Consider the following 20,616-nt stretch of genomic DNA (forward strand, 5'->3'; position numbering starts at 1 on the left):
CCGAGTTAGATGTTGGGGTAGTTGTGGCTGTGAGATAGATGTTGGAAAAAGGCTTCAACACTACCATCAGATGCGAAAAGATTTTTAAACAATATTACATTCACACATTGATAACTGTAAATGTATTCGATATAATATGTACATCTCTCGGAGGTGAAAATCATGGGATTCAGAGAAGACGTCAAAAAAATAAAGGCACTCACAGATGAGAACCGTCTTGCGATTATGCTTGCGCTCCAGCATGGAGAGAAGTGTGGATGTGATCTGCTGAGGGAACTGAATATCACGCAGCCGACTCTTTCGCATCACATGAAAATTCTTGCAGACAGCGGCCTTGTTGATTACTACAAAGAGGGAAAATGGATGCATTACTCCATCTCCGCAGACGGCGTCAAAGATTTCCGGGAAATGATAGGTTCCTACGTAAGATGTGACTGTGAAACAGACAGCAGCGTATCCTGCGGATGTAAAGGAAAGAAGTAATCGATATCTGTAATTCATAGGCAGTCCTTTGGGATTGCCTATATAAAGGTCATAAACATAGATATATATAAATGTATCAAACTAATGGAGGCAAAGTCATGAACAATCAAAGCAAAGGCATGAATACATTTCAGCGGTATCTTTCTGTGTGGGTACTGCTCTGCATGGCTATAGGAGTACTGATTGGGCATTTTGTCCCGGCCATTCCTGCCACACTCGGCAAGTTTCAGATTTCCGGCATTTCGATTCCTATCGCTGTTCTCATCTGGGTCATGATCTACCCTATGATGATGAAAGTAGATTTTCAGAGCGTAAAACAGATTGGGAAGAATCCAAAGGGACTTCTGGTCACATGGGTGACGAACTGGCTGATCAAGCCTTTCACTATGTATGGAATTGCTTACCTGTTTTTGTTTGTCATATTCAAAGCCTTCATATCACCGGAACTGGCAACAGAATACCTCGCCGGAGCTGTGCTTTTAGGAGCTGCTCCATGTACAGCGATGGTGTTTGTGTGGAGTACCCTTACAAAAGGGAACCCTGCTTATACGGTTGTGCAGGTGGCCACCAATGACCTTATTATTCTGGTGGCATTTGTTCCGATTGTAAAATTCCTTTTAGGCGTTTCCGATGTGGTTGTTCCCTACAGTACTCTGTTCGTAAGCATTTTTCTGTTCGTTGTGATTCCGCTTGTGGGTGGCATCTTCACGAGAATAACAGTCACGAAGCAAAGAGGTGCGGATTACTTTGAGAGCACGTTTGTCCACAAGTTCGACAATGCCACAACAATAGGTCTGCTGCTGATGCTGGTTATTATTTTCAGTTCACAGGCAGAGGTGATTCTGTCTAATCCGCTTCATATTGTGCTGATTGCGGTGCCGCTGACCATTCAGACATTTTTGATCTTCTTTATCGCTTATGGAGCAAGCAAGCTACTGAAATTACCGCATGATATTGCGGCTCCTGCCGGGATGATCGGCGCATCAAATTTCTTTGAACTTGCGGTAGCTGTGGCGATTGCACTATTTGGTACGACAAGCCCTGCAGCGCTCGCTACCACTGTAGGCGTTCTGACGGAGGTACCCGTCATGCTCCTGTTAGTGCGAATAGCAAATAAAACGAAAGCGAGTTTTGCGTAATGTGGACTTTTATTCAGGATTAGATTCTTGGGATGAAGTGGTTGAATGCCATGATTGAGCAGTTGCTGCTCATGGTCGGACTTAATGTAGATAGTCGGATTGGCGGCACTTTGATAGAACACCTGCACATGGAAGACCAGATTGCTGATTTTATCCGCAATAACAACAGCAAGGTGGATATCGAGTCTCCGAATCTCACTGTTAAAGACCGGCTGATTTATTCCGGAGATCAGGTTGCATCCACCTTTAAGAAAGTGTTCCCTTATATCCTTGTCGGCGTGGCTATCGGCGCGGTGATCCATAACTGGATTCCCGAAGGCTGGGTGGAAACCGTTCTCGGCGACAATAATCCGTTCGGTGTGATACTCGCCACGCTTGTCGGCATACCCATGTACGCAGACATTTTCGGCACGATTCCGATTGCCGAGGCACTTTTGGCAAAGGGAGCCTTGCTCGGTACGATTCTCAGCTTTATGATGGCGGTTACCACGCTCAGCCTTCCGTCCCTTATAATGCTGAAAAAGGCTATCAAGCCAAAACTCTTAGCGACATTTATAGCCATATGCACAGTGGGTATCATCATTGTCGGATACGGCTTCAATGCCATAGCGTACTTACCGGTGTAGGGGGAAATTTCAATGAACAAACCAAAAGTGGCATTTATCTGTGTTCACAACTCATGTCGCAGTCAGATTGCCGAAGCATTAGGCAGACATCTTGCGCCCGATATCTTTGAGAGCTATTCTGCCGGAACAGAACCAGAGCCGCAGATTAATCAGGATGCAGTGAGGCTGATGAAGCAAATCTATGGCATTGATATGGAAAAGACGCAATACAGTAAGCTTCTGTCCGATATCCCGGCCGTAGATGTGGTTGTTACGATGGGCTGCAATGTTCGTTGCCCGTTTCTTCCCTGCACAGAGAGATTTGATTGGGGACTTGAGGATCCAACGGGAGCTGGTGATGAAGCTTTTATCGAGACAATTCGGGAAATCCATACGAAAATTGTTGAGCTAGCACAGCATCTGGCACAATAATTTACGTATATAGCTAAAACAGTTTATATAACTTTTTCGCTGAAGGAGGATAAGAAAGATGAATATTAAGGTTTTAGGCAGTGGCTGTAAAAGTTGTGAGGCACTTTTGAAGTCCGTAAAAGAGGCGGTAGCAAACAAGGGAGTTCATGCTGAGGTTGAGTACATCACCGATATGGAAAAATCATGGGATATGGGGTGATGAGCATGCCCGCCCTTATGATTGATGACAAAATTGTTTCTGCAGGAAAAGTGCTGAAGGCAAAGGATGTAGAGAAACTATTGTAAGCAAAAAGAATAAGGCTCCTCACTACTGATTAGGTTCAGTGGCGAGGAGCCGTTTTACGCTTCGATGTCGATCTCAACCCCTGATTTGAACCGGACGGCAAGGTGGTCGTCGTAAACGGTGATCTGCTGGATCAGCTTTCGGACGAGGCTTTCGTCGAATTCGGTGATTTCGGATTGCTGACTTCCGATGAAGTCCTGCAGCTCCTTGATCCGGTTCATGGCTTCTTTCCGGTGATAACTATCGACCTCGGACTTTTATTTTTGGTCGCGGAGCCGGAAAATCTTATTAGCAATGGCATCGTATGGCTCTGATGTGGCAGTTGATAGAGCAAATATATTTCTCTATCATCCGTTTAGTTCAAAGCCTTGAAGGAGAATAAGCATATTGCGGCAGCGGTCTTCGAGACGAGTGCTTCCTTTGGCGGACTGAAGATGCTCAGATCGGCAGGGAGCGCAATTGACTACCACGTTTCCTAAAATCTCTAATTCAGATAATTCTGGATATACAGATTTATAATCCGTTGCAGAGCGCTCTTTATATCCATATTCCCCTCCATGAGACACCACTCTAAAACACAGCCTTTAACGATTGTGCAGATGTCCATACATATTTCATGGATATTTGCACTTTTTTTGATAATTCCCTGAGCCTGCGCCGCCGTTATTTCCCGTTCGCTGCGGGCCATCACGGTATCCGGCTCGAATTGTCCATTAACTTCAGACATATAGGCTGAAAGTGAACGGTTTCCGGCAGTATAGAAGCTCTTCATAAAGTCAAGGCCGAAATTCATGTATCGGTTTATGAGATGCATATACAGTTCTGAAATGCGCTCACCGATCTTGTTGAGGGGTGTTTTCAGAGAACAGCTTTCAAAGGAAGTCTCACGGACAAAGTACATAAGCAGGTCATCTTTGTCTCTGAAATAATGGTAAAAAGTTCCGATGGAAAGATCTGCTGCGGCGCACACATTTCTCACGGTGATATAATCCGCTCCGTTTTTTCGAATCAGGTCAATGGTTGTATCTATGATTCTCTGTTTGCTGTCTACTTGATCTGCACTTTTCGCAGGCCGCCCACATTTTTTTGCCATGTCATTCTCCTTTTAGAACAAGTTCGTTTTGACTATTGACATTATAGAACGTGTTCAGTACAATTGCAATCAAGAGTAAATATAACACGTTCGATTATTTGAAAGGAGTTTGCAACGATGAAAATTACGTATTGGTCAGACTACGCTTGTCCCTACTGTTATATCGGTGAGGAGCGTCTAAAGAAAGCGATTGAATCTATCCCTGAAATGAAAAATGTGCAGCTTGAAATGAAAGCCTTCCGGTTAGACCCTTCCGCAGGGGAACACGCAGTCAGCGACACGCAGACACGTTTTGCTGATAAATACGGAATCTCGTTTGAGGCTGCCGGAAGGCAAATTGAAAATATCTCTCAGATGGGAATTGCTGAGGGACTTGATTTCCGGTACGCCTCTACACTTTTTACAAATACAATGGATGCACATCGCCTGACGAAACTGGCCCAGAGCAAAGGAAATCCGGCACTGACAGAGCGTATTATCTCTGCACTGTTCAAAGCATATTTTACCGACAACAAAGAACTTGCGGACAAAGCGCTTCTCAAGAGTATCGGTGAAGCGTGCGGACTGGACGCGGCAGAGGTAAGAGAAGTCCTGGATTCAGACAAGTACCGGGATGAAGTGATTTCAGACGAGAATGAGGCTTTCCAAAATGGCATCCACGCGGTTCCGTTTTTTGTAGTAGGAAAGTATGGAATTTCCGGTGCACAAAGCGTAGAGGGCATGAAGGCCACGCTTCAAAAAGCATTGGAGCAGGAGACGGAGGCCGGCATGGAACAGGGGATGAGCTGCGGTCCGGATGGCTGCAGGATTGGTTGAGCTATGATTATAGAGGTACCGGTAAAAGGGTATTTTGAGGAAAATTGCTTCTTTTACATTGACGATAAAACACAGCATGGCTTTTTAATTGATCCCGGCGCACAAGCTGCAGGACTGCTTGAGCTTATCAAAGAAAACGGCTGGGAAATCGAAAAAATACTGCTTACACATGGGCATTTTGACCATACCGGAGCGGTAAACGAACTCCGCCGTGTATTAAATCTTCCCGTACTCGCCTATCGAACAGCGAACGATTATCTGCTGGATGCCGGAAAAAATCTGTCGGCTCTCTGCGGACCTCCGATTACGATACGAGATGCAACATTTATAGATGATGGGGACAATATCACGCTGGAAGCAAACCCGTCTTTTTTCCTGCACGTAATCTATACGCCGGGACACACGACGGATTCCGTCACCTACTATTCCGCCAAAGATCACGTTGCATTTGTGGGAGACACGATTTTTAAAGGAAGTATTGGGAACTATCAATATCCGGGCGGGAATCTGATAGATTTACAAAACAGTATCCTCAACAAAATATTCACCCTACCAGATGAGACTGTGCTTTGTTCAGGGCACTCCGCTCAAACGACGGTAGGGATTGAAAAGCAAAGATACAGATAAAAGAAAGGTTAGTACTTTATCATGATAAAACAGTCAATACAAGTTGGCACGATGGAACTGAACAGCCGAATCATTATGCCCCCGGTTGCCACTTATCAAAGTACGGAGGATGGGAAAGTTACGGATACGATGCTGGATTATTACGGGGAAAGGGCAAAGAGCGGGAATCTCGGAATGATCATCACCGAACACAGCTATATTATGAAGCAGGGAAAGGCAAAAGCAAAGCAACTCTCCATTTCAAGTGATGATGATATAGACGGCTTGCGAAAACTGACCGATGTCATTCATCAAAGCGGGACAAAAGCTATGGTTCAGCTTAATCATGCCGGTTCCGCCGCACCTAGTTCCGTGACCGGTCTGAAAGCTGTTTCAGCAAGCAGTATAGTTCTTCCGACAACTCCGATGATGGGTGACGGAACTGCTCCGGATGAGCTTACAAAGAGGCAGATTGCCGAAATTGTGGAATATTTCGCAAAAGCGGCGGTGCGGGCAAAAGAATCCGGGTACGACGGTGTTGAGATTCATTCCGCGCATGCCTATCTGCTGAATCAGTTTTATTCGCCGTTGACAAATCACAGAAATGATGAGTATGGCGGCACTTTGGACAACAGATTAAGGCTGCACAGAGAAGTAATTGAGGCTGTCAGAGATGCCGTTGGAAATAACTACCCCATCTCCGTCCGTCTGGGCGGCTGCGATTATATGGACGGAGGCAGTACAATCGAAGACAGTGTATATGCGGCAAAGGTGCTGGAAAAAGCAGGCGTGGATATGATCAATGTTTCCGGCGGGATGTGCCGTTATACGAGAAAGGGACATACTGAGCCGGGATATTTTCAGGATATGTCTTCCGCTATCAAGAAAGCCGTAACCATCCCCGTCATGCTGACAGGAGGCGTCAAGACAAAAGATGATGCAGAAAAGCTCCTGAAATCCGGAGCTGCTGATCTGATTGGAGTTGGACGCGAATTACTGAAAAATCCGCATTGGGCAGATGCGTTGTGATACAGGTAAAAGGAATGAAAGTTGATAGAGTAAATATATTTCTCTATCAGCCGTTTTTTTACTTATAAGCATTGACATATCGCGAAAGATAGATATAATAAATGTATGGATAAGATTGAAATTTTTAAAGCACTATCAAATGAAACACGGCTCAGTATTATTGAGTGGTTGAAGGAACCGGAGAAAACCTTCCGCCGCAGGGAGGACATTTTGATGATGCGGTGGATCAGAAAGGCGGTATTTATATGAAAGTGTATTATATTTTTGACAGCTATTGTGGATGGTGCTATGGGTTTGAGACAATTCTTAAACCGTTTATTGAAGCACATCCGGAATTGGAAGTAACGGCGTTATCAGGTGGATTATTTATGGACGGACATTCGCTTTTGGCATTTCCGTATATGAGTGATACGAATAAAAGAATTGCGGATATGTTTGGAGTGGAATTCGGCAAGCCATATCTGAACCTGTTAGAGACGGGAAGTATGGTTCCTGACTCGAATGGTGCCGCAATAGGATTTGGAGTTCTCAGGAGCTTCTTACCTAAAGGAGAACATGTTAATCTTGCGTCAAAGATGCATGAAGCATTCTATTTGGATGGCAAATCACTTTCTGACGTGGAGACGATCAAATCAATTGCCAAATCCTATGACCTTCCTGCAGACAAGATCGCAGAGGAGTTCATCCGTATTTCTGAAGAGGGCAAGTACCATCCGGACTTTTATGAGGCAAGAAAAATAGGAGTCACATCCTTCCCGACGCTGTTTCTTGAAATAAATGGGAAGCATTATGACTTAAAAGGAAGTGCAATTACCCTCAATGATTTAGAGGAAAATCTGAATATAATTAAGGAAAAGGGCGGGATCCTCAATGATGGAAACAATATGCCCGTTGCCTGTAATATCGACGGTACAGGTTGTTCATCATAACATATCGCGGGCAGGAGACCCCGACCTCTTAGGTTGGGGAGGAATGCCCACTTCATCCGTAGGATTTAAGAATAACGGTCAGCAGGGAGTGAGTTCTCTGCTGACCGTTATTTTTATTTCTTGAAGTAAATATTTTTCAGTGATTCAGGCATAGCATCATTCATCATTGCAGCGGCTGTTCTGGCAGGAGTGATGTTGTCGTATAAAACCCATTCTCTGGTCATGCCAAGTGTTCCATAGCAGTAAAGCCGTATACTATATTTGATTCTCGGATCGAGTATGTCATTATGAGTGATGCTAATGGCAAGCTGAGTATAGCGAGTTACAAAGTATTCCAGTATATAATGCCACATCGGTTCCTGTGAATTATCTTCGTAAACCCTTTTGTAAAAGATGATATCTTTCTTCATCTGATCCAGCGCTCTTGCGGCGGAATCAAGGTCAAGAATATCCGTATCATAGGCGGACTGGAATATCATCCATGCCATAAGGTCGTATTTGTCCTGAAAATGATAATAGAATGTAGGGCGTTCGATCTCTGCTTCTTTACAGATTTCAGTTACCCGGATTTTATCAATCGGTTTTCTTAAGAGCAGTTTTTTCATGGTATTTGCTATCCATAGTTTTGTTCTTTCAGCCATAGGAGCCTCCGTTGATTCTTACAAAAATTCATTTCTGTAAAATAATATTTCATAATTATAGTTCTGTATGTGTACATTTGCAAGCATGAACCATAAAATATGAGTCATTTAGAAGATTTAAAGTCCGGAAAGGCGGTTGGATATATGAAGAAAATTGTTGCGATTAATGCAAGTCCGCGGATTGGCTGGAATACCTGGTCAATGGTAAATGAAGCGGCTGAAGGGGCAGAGTCAGAAGGAGCTGCAATAACGCATTTTGACCTTTATAAACTGGAAAAGCACGGAGGATGTATGTCATGCTTTGCCTGCAAGCGAAAACCAAACGAAGGGAAATGTATTTTTCCGGATGGTCTCGCCCCGGTTCTTCAAACAATCCGGGAAGCAGATGGACTGATCATCGGTTCTCCGAATTATTTTGGAGACGTAACATCGGAATTTCATGCGCTTTATGAAAGGCTTTTGTTCCAGGTTTTGACTTATCAGAAGGATCCTCACCGTTATGACGTCCGAAAGATACCGGTCCTGTTTATCATGACAAGTAATGCTTCAAAGGAGTTTTATACACCACTGGGCTATCTGGAGATGATGAAAAAATATCAGGGCGGTTTCGATGAAGCTGTCGGAAACACAAAGACGCTCATCGCAGGGAACACACTACAGGTAAAAGATTACAGCCGCCTCAACTGGACGATATTCGATCCTCAGGCTAAACAGGAACATCATGACAAGGCATTCCCTGAGGATCTGAAGATAGCTTTTAAGCTTGGCGCGAAGATGGTAAAAGAAGCCTGGTAGGAGGAAAATAAAATGCATTTTACAGGAACTGTATACAGAAACCCCTACTGGCCGACCTGGCCGCTTTTAGAGATCACACAAGGATGCACCCACAATAAGTGCAAGTTCTGCACGATGTATAAGGACGTGCCTTTTAAAATGTCTCCGATGGAGTGGATCGAGGAAGACCTGCAGGAACTGGCCGAAAGCGATCCGAATGCCGGAACAATCCAGATCCTTTCTGCCAATCCGCTGGTGCTGACCTATGAAAAGCTTGCACCAATCTTTGAAATGATACATAGGTATCTACCGAAAATGGAGTATATCTATGTTGAGGGAAGGGTCTCTGATCTGAAGAATAAGACGGTGGATGAACTGAAAAAGCTGAAGGAACTGGGCATGCGTGAGATTTCCCTTGGTGTGGAAAGCGGTGATGACTGGACGCTTGACCGTATAAATAAGGGATATCATGCCGAAGATATTCTGGAACAGTGCCATAAGCTGGAAGAAGCCGGTATAGACTATTGGATGACATTTTTAAACGGCGTGGCAGGAAAGTCTCATAGTCATGAACACGCTGTAAATTCCGCAAAAATCTTCAGCCGGTGTAAGCCGATGCTTGTTGGTACGGGTGGGCTGACGCTCTTCCCGGGAACACCGCTTCTGGAGGAAGCCGGAAGAGGCGAGTTCGATCCTATGTCGGAAAAGGAAATGCTGGAGGAACTGAAAATATTTGCAGAGAACCTGACATGTGACTGCAGTTTTATCACACATCATACCGTTTCAGGCAGGAACCTCTCATGCCCTGATTTTCTGAAACGCAAGGATCAGATCGTCTCGGCGCTTGAGCGGGAAATCAAACACGGTGATCTGGACGCAATGGCAGCAATCAGGCGAAGCAAGAGAACTTTGTAAGGAGTGATACAAAAATTGAAAACACAGGAGGTTCATTTCTGAATATGAACGAAAAGCTGTTTGATGCACCGGCGCTGGTTTATCTGACCCTTGGGAAAGGCCATACGGGATGGCCGATTTACGATCTTGGAGCCTTTGGTATGACTTTGATGCTGGCGGCAAAGGATCATGGTGTGGATTCAATCCCGGCTTATGAGATCATCAAGTTCCCTGCGGAACTTCGTCCGCTTCTTTCTATATCGGATGATGAAGAAATCATTATGGGAATTGCTTTGGGTTATGCGTCGGAAGACAATCTGAACGGGCTTGCATCAACGCGTCTTCCGTTAGACGAGATTTTAACTATAAAACAGTAAAGTGTATTAAGTATTGATGAAGGGCTTAATATGACTCAAGAACAGCAACTTGACTTTGAGAGCTTTATCGATGTTATGGTGCAGATATACAAGCTGACTTCGGACAAGATTGATTATTTAAAGCTTGTAAAGAATAAAGACCGGGTTGAGGGAACAGCATCTGAAGAGATTATAAACTGAATAACGAGTCATTATCATGCCTGCGGGCATTGGGAGAAATCCTGATGTTCCGTAGGCTTTTTAAGATTATTTTATTTCCGGTCAAACACATCATAACTGTCCTTACATAGCCGGGAAGGAAGACCTTCCAAAAAAACACGGGAGGTTTACCGGCAAACGCCAGAGGATTGACCTGTTGATTGATCTGCAGGAAAAGATTCAGGAGGGCAATAGAGCCGGTTATCGGCGCTGGGCAAAGGTCTTTAACCTGAAGCAGATGGCAAAGGTTCTGCTGTTTTTGCAGGAGAATGATATCCACGATTATGAGCAGCCGGGACTTAAGAAGATTCCAAAAGTTGCAGAGCTGAATGGGTAGTTCAAACGTCTTGCCAAGAAAAAATGCGGAGTATACCCGGTACCGCACTACTCGAGAGAGGATGAGGGATCTTGTCAATGCGAGAAGAAATGCGGAGATGATTTTGCAAAATGACGATTTTGCGAGGACAACTAAATTAATTTCAAAATAGTACTTGACTTGGAGTTAACTCCAGGGAGTATAGTACAGCTACAGATGACAAAGCAAGCGGCAAACTGTAAAGAGGGGTAATGACGATGACGATAAAAGAAGTTTGCGAAAAATTCAATCTTTCTCCGGACACGCTGCGCTACTACGAGCGCGCAGGTGTAATTCCGGAAGTCAGAAGAACCAAAGGCGGCATTAGAGATTATTCTGATGAAGATCTGAAATGGGTAGAGAATGCTGTCTGTATGAGAAATGCCGGGGTTCCGGTAGAAATGCTGATTGAGTATGTAAAGCTTTTTCAGCAGGGTGATTCTACAATCGCAGCAAGACGAGAACTTTTGATGGAAGTGCGTGCGGAGGTACAGAAGAAGTTAGATAAGTATCAGACCACTATGGACAGGCTCAACTACAAGATCTCCCGATACGATGAAGCCGTGAAAACCGGTGTCCTTTCATGGGATGCTGAGAATATTAAGAAAGATTGAGATAGATACGATGGCAAAGACGTTAATGACATTCTTTTCAAGAGCGGATGAAAATTATTTTGGCGGTTCTATGAGATATATAGAGGTTGGCAACACGGAAGTTGTGGCTCGAAAAATCAAAGATATGATTGGGGCAGATTCCTTCAAAATTGAAATGAAGACACCATATGCGAAGGATTACAACACCTGCATTGCTGAGGTAAAGGAACACCAAAAGCATGATGCAAGACCTGAACTCAAGTCTCTTCCTACAAGTATTGATGCGTATGACACGGTGATTCTCGGTTATCCAAATTACTGGGGAACAATGCCAATGGCAGAATTTACTTTTCTTGAAGCGTTTGATTTTTCAGGAAAGACAATTCTTCCTCTTTGTACAAACGAGGGGAGTGGAATAGGATACAGTGAATCAGATATCAGAAAGCTTTGCCCGGGCGCAGATGTGAAACGTGGACTGTCAATCAACGGAAGCAGTGCAAATAAAGCTGACGCTCAGATTAAGAGTTGGCTGAAGTCCAATGGTTTGATATAGGAGGTTACATATGGAGAATATTATTCTGAACAACAAACTGGAATGTCCGGCCGTAGGAATCGGAACATTTATGTTATCACCTGCTGAGGCAGAAAACAGCGTCCGGGAAGCCCTGAAGATGGGTTATCGGCTGGTTGATACAGCAAACGCTTATGTCAATGAGCGTGCTGTCGGCCGCGGAATGCGCGATAGTGGTGTATCGCGTGGGGAAATCTTCCTCTCAACAAAGCTCTGGCCAAGCGAGTATGAAAATGACAACGCAGTTGATGAGACGCTTGAACGCCTTGGTGTGGATTATGTGGATCTCCTTTACATCCATCAGCCTGCAGGCAACTGGCTTGCCGGATACCGTCAGCTTGAAAAAGCATACCGTGAGGGCAAAGCAAAAGCCATCGGCATCTCCAATTTTGAAGGAAAGTACATAGAAGAACTTCAGACGAAGTGGGAAGTAGTTCCCCAGTTTGTTCAGGTGGAGGCGCACCCTTATTTTACACAGAAAGAGCTGTGTAAGACGCTCGATAAATATAATATCAGGCTTATGAGCTGGTATCCGCTGGGACACGGAGATAAATCCCTCATTAATGAACCGGTTTTCGCCAAACTTGGAAAAAAGTACGGAAAGACACCCGCACAGGTAATCCTTCGCTGGCATATACAGATGGGCTTTGTTGTCATCCCGGGAAGCAAAAATGTAGACCATATCAGAGACAATCTTAATATTTTTGATTTCAAACTTACGAATGATGAAATGGCGGAGATTGCAAAGCTGGATAAGGGCGAGAGATATTATCACAGGACCGATGCCCAGCTTATGCAGTTTGCACAGTGGAAACCGGAATTTGAAAAAGCGTAAGTAATGCATTTATGGAGGAAAAACATGCAGAATTTTGATTATGTTACACCAACCAGATTGATTTTTGGAAAGGGGGTAGTGGAACAGCTGCCTGAAGTAATGCGTCAATATGGGAAAAGAATTCTTCTGACCTACGGCGGCGGAAGTATCAAGAAGATTGGTCTTTATGACAAGGTAAAGACGCTTCTCAGTGATTTTGAAATTGTGGAACTGTCAGGAATTCAGCCGAATCCCAAGTATGATCCAAGTGTCTTGGACGGCGTAAAGCTTTGCAAGAAACATGATGTGGATGTGATCCTGTCGGTTGGCGGAGGCAGTGTACTCGACTGCTCGAAGGCAATCGCAGCCGGAGCGAAGTATGACGGGGATCCGTGGGATCTGATTTCCTATAAGGTAAAGGCACAGGCAGCACTGCCGATTGTAGATATTATTACGCTTGCCGCTACGGGAAGTGAGTATGACTGCGGCGGAGTGATTTCCAGAACCGAGACAAACGATAAAATCGGCTATATGGATCCGCTTCTTTATCCTGCGGTTTCGTTCCTTGATCCGACTTACACATTTACGGTATCCAGAAAACAGACGGCTGCCGGTTGCGCGGATGCAATGAATCACATTATGGAGCAGTATTTCTGCGAGGATTCCACGCTTCTTAACGATGGATTTATGGAAGCGGCGCTTAAGAGCCTTATGGTGAATGCGAAGAAGTGTCTCGAGAATCCGGAAGACTATACGGCAAGAGCGGAAATGATGCTTGACTGCACGTATGGATGTAACGGGATCTATTCGCTTGGAAACAGTCCGTCAGGCTGGCCATGCCACGGCATGGAGCATGCACTCTCAGCATATTATGACATTACGCATGGAGAAGGACTTGCGATTATCACGCCGCGGTGGATGAAGCATATTCTGAACGAGAAGACTGTCAGCCGCTTTGTAAAATACGGTGTCAATGTTTTCGGGATTGATCCGAATCTGGATCGGTTTGAAATCGCAGATCGAGCGATTGAAGCAACGTACCGGTTCTTTGCATCGATTGGTATCCCGATGCATCTTAAGGAAGTTGGCATTGATGAAAGCCGCATTGATGAGATGGCACATCATGTAGCAGAAAATGAAGGACTTGAAAGTGCATGGGCACCGCTCCGGGAGAAGGATATTGCAGATATTTTCAGAGCATCTTTATGAATGACAAAGGATATTAAAAATGGCATACGGATATATTGCAAAACTGAATGAACAAGTCATAAGGGAACATGTTCGTTTCAATGACCGATATGGGATTGCTATTGCGGCAGATGTCGTTGTCTCTGCATCATCTCTTGGAAGCGATGTAACGATAACGATACAGACAGATTGATGACAACATCAGAAAGGAACCAATACATGAGTAAAATACTTGTATTTTCAACCAGTCTCAGGAGCAGGAGCAATTCAGAATTTCTAACCGAAAAAATGACAGAGGGTATCCGGGAAGCCGGCCATGAAGTGGAAACAATCAGTCTCAAAGGTAAAAACCTGAAGTTCTGCACCGGCTGCCTCGTCTGTCAGAAGACGCAGAAATGCGTTCTGAATGATGATGCGGTCTGGATCGCGGAAAAGGTAAAGATGGCAGATACACTGGTATTTTCAACACCGATTTATTATTACGGCTTGAGCGGGCAGATGAAGACCCTGCTTGATCGGATGAATCCGCTGTATCCTTCCGATTATCAGTTCCGGAATGTTTATCTGTTAACCGTCGCGGCAGAAGATGAATCCAGTACACCGGAGAGGGCAGTCAGCGGGTTGCAGGGATGGATTGACTGCTTTCCTAAGGCGCGTCTTGCCGTAACTTTATTCTGTGGCGGCTTGAACGATGCAGGAGAGGCTGCGGAGAATTCTGATATTCAGGAGAAGGCTTACCGGTTTGGCAAGGCAGTTATTTAAAGGAAGCAAAGGAGGAACAAAAGCATGGACGGTAAGATTGTTCAGACGGCGGGAAGAGACAGACTTGGAGAATTTGCTCCGGAGTTTGCCCATTTCAATGATGATGTGTTGTTTGGAGAGAACTGGAATAATCCGGATCTTGATCTGAAAACCCGGTGCATTATCACAGTAGTTGCACTGGTGTCATCCGGTATTACAGATTCGTCACTGACGTATCATCTTCAAAATGCTAAGGAACACGGTGTGACGAAGAGTGAAATTGCCGCGATCCTGACGCACGTGGCTTTTTATGCGGGATGGCCGAAAGCCTGGGCTGCGTTTAATCAGGCGAAGGAAGTCTGGAAAGAAGAAGCTTCTGCAGAGGCAACGGAGATGGAAAAATATCAGAAGTCCCTATTCTTCCCGATTGGTGAGCCCAACGATGCTTATGCCCGTTATTTTTCCGGCAAAAGTTTTCTGGCACCGGTTTCCGCTTCGCAGATCGGTATCTACAATGTTACCTTTGAGCCGGGCTGTCAGAACAACTGGCATATCCACCATGCCAAAAGCGGCGGCGGTCAGATTCTGATCTGTGTCGGGGGCAGAGGATGGTATCAGGAATGGGGCAAGGAACCGATTGCAATGAAGCCGGGTGACTGCGTAAACATTCCTGTTGGCGTGAAGCATTGGCATGGCGCAGCAGAGGACAGCTGGTTCTCGCATCTGGCAATAGAAGTTCCGGGTGAGGAAACATCTACGGAGTGGCTGGAAGCATCGAAATAATACGGAATCAGCAGAGCAATGAATTGCACATTTGATGATATTGCGGAGATTGAGCCGGAAAATCTCATCGGCGATGGCATCGTATGGCACTGATGTGACGGTTGATAGAGTAAATATATTTCTCTATCAGCCGTTTTTTTTTGCTTATAAGTATTGACATATCGAGAAAGATAGATATAATAAGTGTATGGATAAGATTGAAATTTTTAAAGCACTATCAAATGAAACCCGGCTCAGTATTATTGAGTGGTTGAAGGAACCGGAGAAAAACTTTCCGCCGCAGGGAGGACATTTTGATGATGTGGTGGATCTGAAAGGCGGTGTGTGTGTTGGAAGCATCCGCGACAAAGCCGGTATATCACAGTCAACCGTATCTCATTACCTTGATATGCTGCAAAAAGCAGGTCTTCTTCTTTCAGAAAGGCATGGAAAGTGGACATATTACAGACGGGATGAAGAGACCCTCGCTGCGCTGGCAGACTACTTCAGTCACGAAATTTAAGTTGAGCATAGATTAGACGGGATGAAGATCCCGTTTAATTTAAATCATTATATATCGATAAAGCGAGATATAAGAATATATAGAAACGAGGAGGAATTCGTATGCATTTTTCATGTGGAATCGTCAGGCCGCCTTATGAGGCCGGTTCCTGTTTTTTACAAGTAACGTCGGGTTGTTCGCATAATAAGTGCCGCTTTTGTACCTTTTACAAGGAAGCACCTTTTTCCGTATCTCCGGAGAGTGAGATACGGGAGGATCTTCAGGAAATCCGGGATTCCGGACGGAAGGTAAAGCGGATTTTTCTGCAGGGGGCAGATCCGTTCCTGCTGAGCTACGACAGGCTTAAAAGAATCATGGACCTGATAAAAGAATACCTGCCCTGGGGTGTTTCCGTCGGCGGATATGGCCGGGTTGACAGCGTAAAGAACAAGTCTGTGGAGCAGCTTAAGTCACTGAAAGAGATGGGATACGACATGATTGTATTCGGGATCGAGTCGGGCGATGATGCTGTCCTCGATAAGATGAACAAGGGCTATCATGCCGGTGATATAGTGGAACAGCTCTCCAAGATGGATGAGGCGGGAATGCATTATTCTGTCATATTCCTATACGGACTGGGCGGTCATGATTATGGTATGGGGCATGCGTTAAAAACGGCGGAGGTCTTAAACAAACTGTCACCTGTCAGGGTACTGGCTTCCGGACTCTCAATCTTCCCTGACACACCGCTTATGGAAGAAGTAAGAAAGGGGGAATTTTGTGAGGCAACAGAAACAGAAAAGATTATGGAATTAAGCGCTTTTGTTGGGGCGCTTGAAATCAACACCATTCTGGATGCCACGAATGTGTCAAATATGGCGCCCGTGTTCGGATGCCTGCCGGATGACAAGGATGCGATACTTGAGAAGCTTCGCAATACGATAGAAATGGCCGGTGAAGAGCGGCTCCGGAATCATCGGAAAAATATGAGGAGCCTGTAACAGGAAGAAAGGCAGAACCGGCCGGAAAATCTATGTGTGCCGAAGATGCTTGTTTTGAAATGGATGATAACGGCATTTGTTTCGTTGTCATTTGATATATAATTGTCATACAAAGAAAGGATTGAATATGAAAATGAATGAGAAATCTTATGTAAACCAAATCCCGGATATGGATTCGCAGAGCAAGGTCGCAAAGGAGTTTATACAGTACTACAATACCCTGCGTACTTCATTGGAGGAGCCGGACTGCACTTTGAAAGAGGGCAGAAGACTTTTTGAAAAATGGGGAGATTTAGGTGCGGAACCGGGGGAAGTCGATTATATTGAGTTTGACGCAGACGGAGTGAAATGTATGTGGGCGCTGCCGAAAGAACGCACGGATGACAGGATACTGATCTGCTGCCACGGCGGCGGCTATACCTATGGAAGCATGTACTCCCACAGGAAGGCGTATGCACACATGGCGAAAAAAATCGGATGCCGTGGACTGTTGGTCAACTACCGCAACACCCCGGAGAATGAATGGCCGGCACCATTGGAGGATGTCGTAACTGTGTATAAGTGGCTTCTTAAGGTCGGGTACAAGCCGGAGCATATTGCCATTACGGGGGACTCTTGTGGTGGCGCACTGTCGGTGTCTACAACTTTGACGATTCTTGAAGAAGGGCTTCCGATGCTGGCTGCAGTCATGCCAATCTGCCCTTGGTTCGACCTTATGGGAACCACGCCAAGGTATGAGACGAACGATAAGGATGCCCTGAATCCGAAAAGCTCCATTCAGGCATATGGAAATGTCTTGAAGAATGCAGGGGCAGATATTGAAGATCCGCATCTTGCACCGATGTATCTGAAAACAATGAAAGGCTTTCCTCCGGTTTATATCCAGGTAGGCGGAGATGAGAATATGGTTGACGAGGCAGTGATTGTGGCTGACACGGCTTATGATTCCGGCGTTGATATCAGGGTTGATATTGTCGGCCATATGCAGCATGGTTTTCATCAGCTGGCGGGCAACTGTAAAGATGCTGATGCTGCAATAGAGCGCTATGCTGAATGGGTTAGACCGCTTCTTGGGCTGTAAATCAAGAAGTGCGATTATGCTGAATGATTTAGAGAGAAATCTGAATATTATCAAGGAAAAGGGCAATACGCCGGGTGCTTGTAATATCGACGATATCGGCTGCTAATAAACTATTTGATAGAGGGCATTATGAAACTGACGAAAATCTTTGAATCGATCACGATCAACAAGACGGAGTTTAAAAACCTTACGGTGGATTTCGTCACAGCAGGCCGCCGGAAGGAGATGATTTTCACCTTTCGGGACGGTACCGAGATAATGGTATAACTGAACATAAATCAGGCGACAGACACTCCGCTCCGGCGGGGTGTTTTTGTGTTGAGTGGCAGAGTGAAATCATTTTAATCGAAATGTTATAATGTTGAAGATTGAGGATTTCCAGGTCTGTTTGTGCCTGGAAAACGAAGATCAGCAGGTGTGATAGTTTGCATACACCCAGTGCACCCATCTGTATGAAACGAGGAAATACAGACCCAGTGTGCATTTTGGGTTAAGGAGTGTAAATGCCGGAAAAGTTACATTGTATCAGATATAGAAGGGCAACAGATACGGCGCGAGTGTCGGGATTAGATGTCATACAGCTTGAATCTTTTAACGATGGGTGTCGCGGAGCCGGTAGCAGAATGCCGGCCGAGAATCTGCGACGGTAGAAAACCGAACATTCAGGTGCTTGTCTTATGCCATGTGGAGACTGTGGCTTTTCTATTTTCGGAAGTTGTGACTGTGGAAAGGCTGTTTTTCAGGGGCCGAGGCTGTTGGAAGGTTATATGCAGAATGTGGCTTGAACTCTGACAAAGGTGGAACAGATGAAAAAAACATTATTGACAATACTTATATATGTTGAGTTGCCATGTTAGATGTCAGGGAGTTGTGGCTGTGAGATAGATGTCAAGGAAAGATAGGAGGAAGCGTTATGGCTTTTGATTACAAAAAGGAGTATAACGAGCTTTTCCGGACTCAACCAACGGTAGAGTGGGCAAAAACAACTGCCGGTTCGTGTGAATTTACATGAATTCCGGCTATGCTTGAGCCGTGAAAGGAGGTGCCCGATATGGATCAAATCAAAATCGGAAAATTTATAGCATCATGCAGGAAGGGACAGGGCATGACTCAGGCGAGCCTTGCTGAGAAACTCGGAATCAGTGACCGGGCAGTATCAAAATGGGAAACCGGAAAGTCTATGCCGGATTCCGGGATCATGCTGGAGCTGTGTGAGCTTCTGAAAATTAATGTTAACGATCTCCTGTCGGGCGAAAGAATCATGGCAGAATCGTATGATAAGCGGGCAGAAGCAAACTTGCTTGAAATGAGGCGGCAGGTCGAGGAGAAGAACAGACAGCTGATGAGAACGGAATACATGATATCTTTTCCGGCAGTTATAGCAGGGCTGTTCATGTGCTTTGTGGCTTCTTTTGTGGAGATGCCTGTATGGATAAGGATCGCGCTTATTGCAGTTGCTCTTGTGATGATTTTCACCGTTGCATTTATAGCGGTGGGTATTGAGCAGAAAGCGGGATATTATGAATGCCGTAAATGCCACGATCGACACATTCCAACTTATTGGCAGACAAATCTTGCTATGCATGTGGGCAGAACGAGATATATGAAGTGCCCGGTATGCGGAAAGTGGAGCTGGCAGAAGAAAGTTCTGACAAAAGAAGAATAAGACAGGCTAAGGCTCCTTACTACTGATTAGGTTCAGTGGCGAGGAGCCTTTTTATGATTTAGTTTCAATTGTAATCCCGGGCTTGAATTCCACGGTGAAGTGGTTGGCGAAGGCAGTGATCTTCTCGATTGGCTATTTCATCTGTGCAAAAATAGTGATTGCCACATTCAAGAACCACGCTTTCCTTAGGGTGTGTTTGTCAAGTACAGAATGAAAAAATAAAAAGATCCGATTATTTAGACTCTTTTAATGACAAATTGGATGGCGGATGAGTATTCCGTTAGAAAACATATAGATTCCGGCTATGCTTTAAGATATTGTAATAATATGTCTTGAGATAAAACAATTTGTACGGTTCCATTTCGGAATTATTTATCACCACATCATCCCTGATACATACATCCTTATTCTCTGTTTGCTTAAAAAGCATTTCCCATTCCACCGGCTTATTCATTTTAAGCATAGTATCAAATGATACGACCATATAATTGCTAATATCTGCACCTTCTGGAAGATACTGAAGTTCTGTAGTCGGATAGTCCTGCCCATCAACTGGCATATTTTTGAACAGGAAGTCCTGAAAGAATATCTTTTCTTCACTCATTTAGAAAAAGCACCCCACACATGTATTGACTTCAATTGCCTTCAGAACAAGGTTGCGAAACTCCTTTGCCAGTTCAAGAAATTCCTCATTATCTGAATTATTAATCATGCGATCAGTTATCTCAAGAGTTTTTTTCAAATTATCTCCTTCTATCCACTCCTCTTCATACATATTGATCAACAGATTACATTCTGCGTCTATGAAATTAAATAAGTATTTCTCCATAAGATAAAACTTGTCTTCGTGAAATTTCATAAACCAGTAAATATCTCTTATATCACCTTTATTGTCATCCCATACTTTATAGTCACACATCTCATTATATGCGTTTTCATCCTTAGGAACCACAATGCCATACCATTTGTCCAAATCGAGATATCTTGTATATCGAGTGCCATCTACAATACGTTCGTCTTTTCCTTGAAAAAAATCTCTCATA

28 protein-coding genes and 2 pseudogenes are annotated in these 20,616 nt (G+C 44.6%); 25 read left to right on the forward strand and 5 right to left on the reverse strand.

Annotated elements, in window-relative coordinates; all coding sequences use genetic code 11:
• The first annotated feature begins 162 nt into the window (after positions 1-162).
• From ACYQ1N_RS05680 to ACYQ1N_RS05700, 5 genes and pseudogenes are all read left to right on the forward strand, one after another.
• Positions 163-483, forward strand: a complete 321-nt coding sequence (locus tag ACYQ1N_RS05680; RefSeq protein WP_459833795.1) for an ArsR/SmtB family transcription factor — start codon at positions 163-165, stop codon at positions 481-483.
• 98 nt (positions 484-581) lie between these two features.
• Positions 582-1,622 carry an ACR3 family arsenite efflux transporter gene (arsB, locus tag ACYQ1N_RS05685; RefSeq protein ID WP_459833798.1) on the forward strand — a complete coding sequence of 347 codons (1,041 nt, stop codon included), beginning with the start codon at positions 582-584 and terminating at the stop codon, positions 1,620-1,622.
• A gap of 23 nt (positions 1,623-1,645) precedes the next feature.
• Positions 1,646-2,248 (forward strand): annotated as a pseudogene (locus tag ACYQ1N_RS05690) (permease); the annotation flags it as partial.
• 12 nt (positions 2,249-2,260) lie between these two features.
• The gene (locus tag ACYQ1N_RS05695; protein WP_459833801.1) at positions 2,261-2,659 is read left to right on the forward strand and encodes an arsenate reductase ArsC; all 399 of its coding nucleotides are present in this window, start codon (positions 2,261-2,263) and stop codon (positions 2,657-2,659) included.
• Positions 2,660-2,717: 58 nt separating this feature from the next.
• Positions 2,718-2,944: pseudogene (locus ACYQ1N_RS05700) on the forward strand (thioredoxin family protein).
• 54 nt (positions 2,945-2,998) lie between these two features.
• On the opposite strand, the gene ACYQ1N_RS05705 reads toward ACYQ1N_RS05700, so the two are convergent.
• Together ACYQ1N_RS05705 and ACYQ1N_RS05710 are read right to left on the reverse strand one after the other, a co-directional pair.
• Complete coding sequence (locus tag ACYQ1N_RS05705) at positions 2,999-3,163, reverse strand: integrase (protein ID WP_459833803.1); 165 nt, start codon at positions 3,161-3,163, stop codon at positions 2,999-3,001.
• Positions 3,164-3,426: 263 nt separating this feature from the next.
• Entirely contained in the window at positions 3,427-4,035 is a 609-nt protein-coding gene (locus tag ACYQ1N_RS05710; protein WP_459833805.1) for a TetR/AcrR family transcriptional regulator, read from the reverse strand.
• Between the two features lie 117 nt (positions 4,036-4,152).
• Between ACYQ1N_RS05710 and ACYQ1N_RS05715 the strand changes: the two genes are divergently transcribed.
• The 4 genes from ACYQ1N_RS05715 (at position 4,153) to ACYQ1N_RS05730 (ending at position 7,415) form a co-directional block, all read left to right on the forward strand.
• A complete protein-coding gene (locus ACYQ1N_RS05715) occupies positions 4,153-4,851 on the forward strand; it encodes a DsbA family oxidoreductase (RefSeq protein WP_459833808.1) in 699 nt (232 codons plus the stop codon).
• 3 nt (positions 4,852-4,854) lie between these two features.
• On the forward strand, positions 4,855-5,478 hold the full coding sequence (locus ACYQ1N_RS05720) for an MBL fold metallo-hydrolase (protein ID WP_459833810.1): 624 nt from the start codon (positions 4,855-4,857) through the stop codon (positions 5,476-5,478).
• Between the two features lie 21 nt (positions 5,479-5,499).
• A complete protein-coding gene (locus ACYQ1N_RS05725; protein ID WP_459833812.1) occupies positions 5,500-6,486 on the forward strand; it encodes an NADH:flavin oxidoreductase in 987 nt (328 codons plus the stop codon).
• A gap of 164 nt (positions 6,487-6,650) precedes the next feature.
• Entirely contained in the window at positions 6,651-7,415 is a 765-nt protein-coding gene (locus ACYQ1N_RS05730; RefSeq protein ID WP_459833815.1) for a DsbA family protein, read from the forward strand.
• Between the two features lie 113 nt (positions 7,416-7,528).
• Here ACYQ1N_RS05730 and ACYQ1N_RS05735 read toward each other — a convergent pair whose 3' ends face one another.
• Positions 7,529-8,056 carry a TetR family transcriptional regulator gene (locus tag ACYQ1N_RS05735; RefSeq protein ID WP_459833818.1) on the reverse strand — a complete coding sequence of 176 codons (528 nt, stop codon included), beginning with the start codon at positions 8,054-8,056 and terminating at the stop codon, positions 7,529-7,531.
• Between the two features lie 99 nt (positions 8,057-8,155).
• On the opposite strand from ACYQ1N_RS05735, the gene ACYQ1N_RS05740 reads away from it, so the two are divergent.
• The 16 genes from ACYQ1N_RS05740 (at position 8,156) to ACYQ1N_RS05815 (ending at position 19,573) form a co-directional block, all read left to right on the forward strand.
• A complete protein-coding gene (locus ACYQ1N_RS05740; protein WP_459833821.1) occupies positions 8,156-8,851 on the forward strand; it encodes a flavodoxin family protein in 696 nt (231 codons plus the stop codon).
• Positions 8,852-8,863: 12 nt separating this feature from the next.
• Positions 8,864-9,745: a radical SAM protein gene (locus ACYQ1N_RS05745; RefSeq protein WP_459833823.1), complete on the forward strand. Its 882-nt coding sequence runs from the start codon at positions 8,864-8,866 to the stop codon at positions 9,743-9,745.
• A gap of 44 nt (positions 9,746-9,789) precedes the next feature.
• On the forward strand, positions 9,790-10,101 hold the full coding sequence (locus tag ACYQ1N_RS05750) for a nitroreductase family protein (protein WP_459833826.1): 312 nt from the start codon (positions 9,790-9,792) through the stop codon (positions 10,099-10,101).
• A 30-nt stretch (positions 10,102-10,131) separates the two neighbouring features.
• Complete coding sequence (locus tag ACYQ1N_RS05755; protein WP_459833829.1) at positions 10,132-10,281, forward strand: hypothetical protein; 150 nt, start codon at positions 10,132-10,134, stop codon at positions 10,279-10,281.
• 175 nt (positions 10,282-10,456) lie between these two features.
• Positions 10,457-10,636 carry a hypothetical protein gene (locus tag ACYQ1N_RS05760; protein WP_459833832.1) on the forward strand — a complete coding sequence of 60 codons (180 nt, stop codon included), beginning with the start codon at positions 10,457-10,459 and terminating at the stop codon, positions 10,634-10,636.
• 230 nt (positions 10,637-10,866) lie between these two features.
• Entirely contained in the window at positions 10,867-11,268 is a 402-nt protein-coding gene (locus ACYQ1N_RS05765; protein WP_459833834.1) for a MerR family transcriptional regulator, read from the forward strand.
• Complete coding sequence (locus ACYQ1N_RS05770; protein ID WP_459833837.1) at positions 11,243-11,800, forward strand: flavodoxin; 558 nt, start codon at positions 11,243-11,245, stop codon at positions 11,798-11,800. The genes ACYQ1N_RS05765 and ACYQ1N_RS05770 overlap by 26 nt, the downstream gene beginning before the upstream one ends.
• Positions 11,801-11,870: 70 nt before the next feature.
• Entirely contained in the window at positions 11,871-12,653 is a 783-nt protein-coding gene (locus ACYQ1N_RS05775) for an aldo/keto reductase (protein ID WP_459833945.1), read from the forward strand.
• Positions 12,654-12,677: 24 nt separating this feature from the next.
• On the forward strand, positions 12,678-13,841 hold the full coding sequence (locus ACYQ1N_RS05780; protein WP_459833839.1) for an iron-containing alcohol dehydrogenase: 1,164 nt from the start codon (positions 12,678-12,680) through the stop codon (positions 13,839-13,841).
• A gap of 19 nt (positions 13,842-13,860) precedes the next feature.
• Positions 13,861-14,013, forward strand: a complete 153-nt coding sequence (locus ACYQ1N_RS05785; protein ID WP_459833841.1) for a hypothetical protein — start codon at positions 13,861-13,863, stop codon at positions 14,011-14,013.
• Positions 14,014-14,039: 26 nt separating this feature from the next.
• The gene (locus tag ACYQ1N_RS05790) at positions 14,040-14,582 is read left to right on the forward strand and encodes a flavodoxin family protein (RefSeq protein WP_459833843.1); all 543 of its coding nucleotides are present in this window, start codon (positions 14,040-14,042) and stop codon (positions 14,580-14,582) included.
• Between the two features lie 24 nt (positions 14,583-14,606).
• Positions 14,607-15,344, forward strand: a complete 738-nt coding sequence (locus ACYQ1N_RS05795; RefSeq protein WP_459833845.1) for a carboxymuconolactone decarboxylase family protein — start codon at positions 14,607-14,609, stop codon at positions 15,342-15,344.
• Positions 15,345-15,531: 187 nt separating this feature from the next.
• Positions 15,532-15,846 carry an ArsR/SmtB family transcription factor gene (locus ACYQ1N_RS05800; RefSeq protein ID WP_459833847.1) on the forward strand — a complete coding sequence of 105 codons (315 nt, stop codon included), beginning with the start codon at positions 15,532-15,534 and terminating at the stop codon, positions 15,844-15,846.
• 101 nt (positions 15,847-15,947) lie between these two features.
• Positions 15,948-16,826: a radical SAM protein gene (locus tag ACYQ1N_RS05805; RefSeq protein ID WP_459833849.1), complete on the forward strand. Its 879-nt coding sequence runs from the start codon at positions 15,948-15,950 to the stop codon at positions 16,824-16,826.
• A 76-nt stretch (positions 16,827-16,902) separates the two neighbouring features.
• Complete coding sequence (locus ACYQ1N_RS05810) at positions 16,903-17,907, forward strand: alpha/beta hydrolase (protein ID WP_459833851.1); 1,005 nt, start codon at positions 16,903-16,905, stop codon at positions 17,905-17,907.
• A 1,051-nt stretch (positions 17,908-18,958) separates the two neighbouring features.
• A complete protein-coding gene (locus ACYQ1N_RS05815) occupies positions 18,959-19,573 on the forward strand; it encodes a helix-turn-helix domain-containing protein (protein ID WP_459833853.1) in 615 nt (204 codons plus the stop codon).
• Between the two features lie 280 nt (positions 19,574-19,853).
• On the opposite strand, the gene ACYQ1N_RS05820 is transcribed toward ACYQ1N_RS05815, so the two are convergent.
• The gene (locus ACYQ1N_RS05820; RefSeq protein WP_459833855.1) at positions 19,854-20,177 is read right to left on the reverse strand and encodes a hypothetical protein; all 324 of its coding nucleotides are present in this window, start codon (positions 20,175-20,177) and stop codon (positions 19,854-19,856) included.
• Positions 20,178-20,615, reverse strand: coding sequence for a hypothetical protein (locus ACYQ1N_RS05825; protein ID WP_459833857.1), 438 nt, complete (start codon positions 20,613-20,615; stop codon positions 20,178-20,180).
• Position 20,616 lies beyond the last annotated feature (1 nt).

The sequence above is a fragment of the Howardella ureilytica genome, assembly GCF_054657495.1.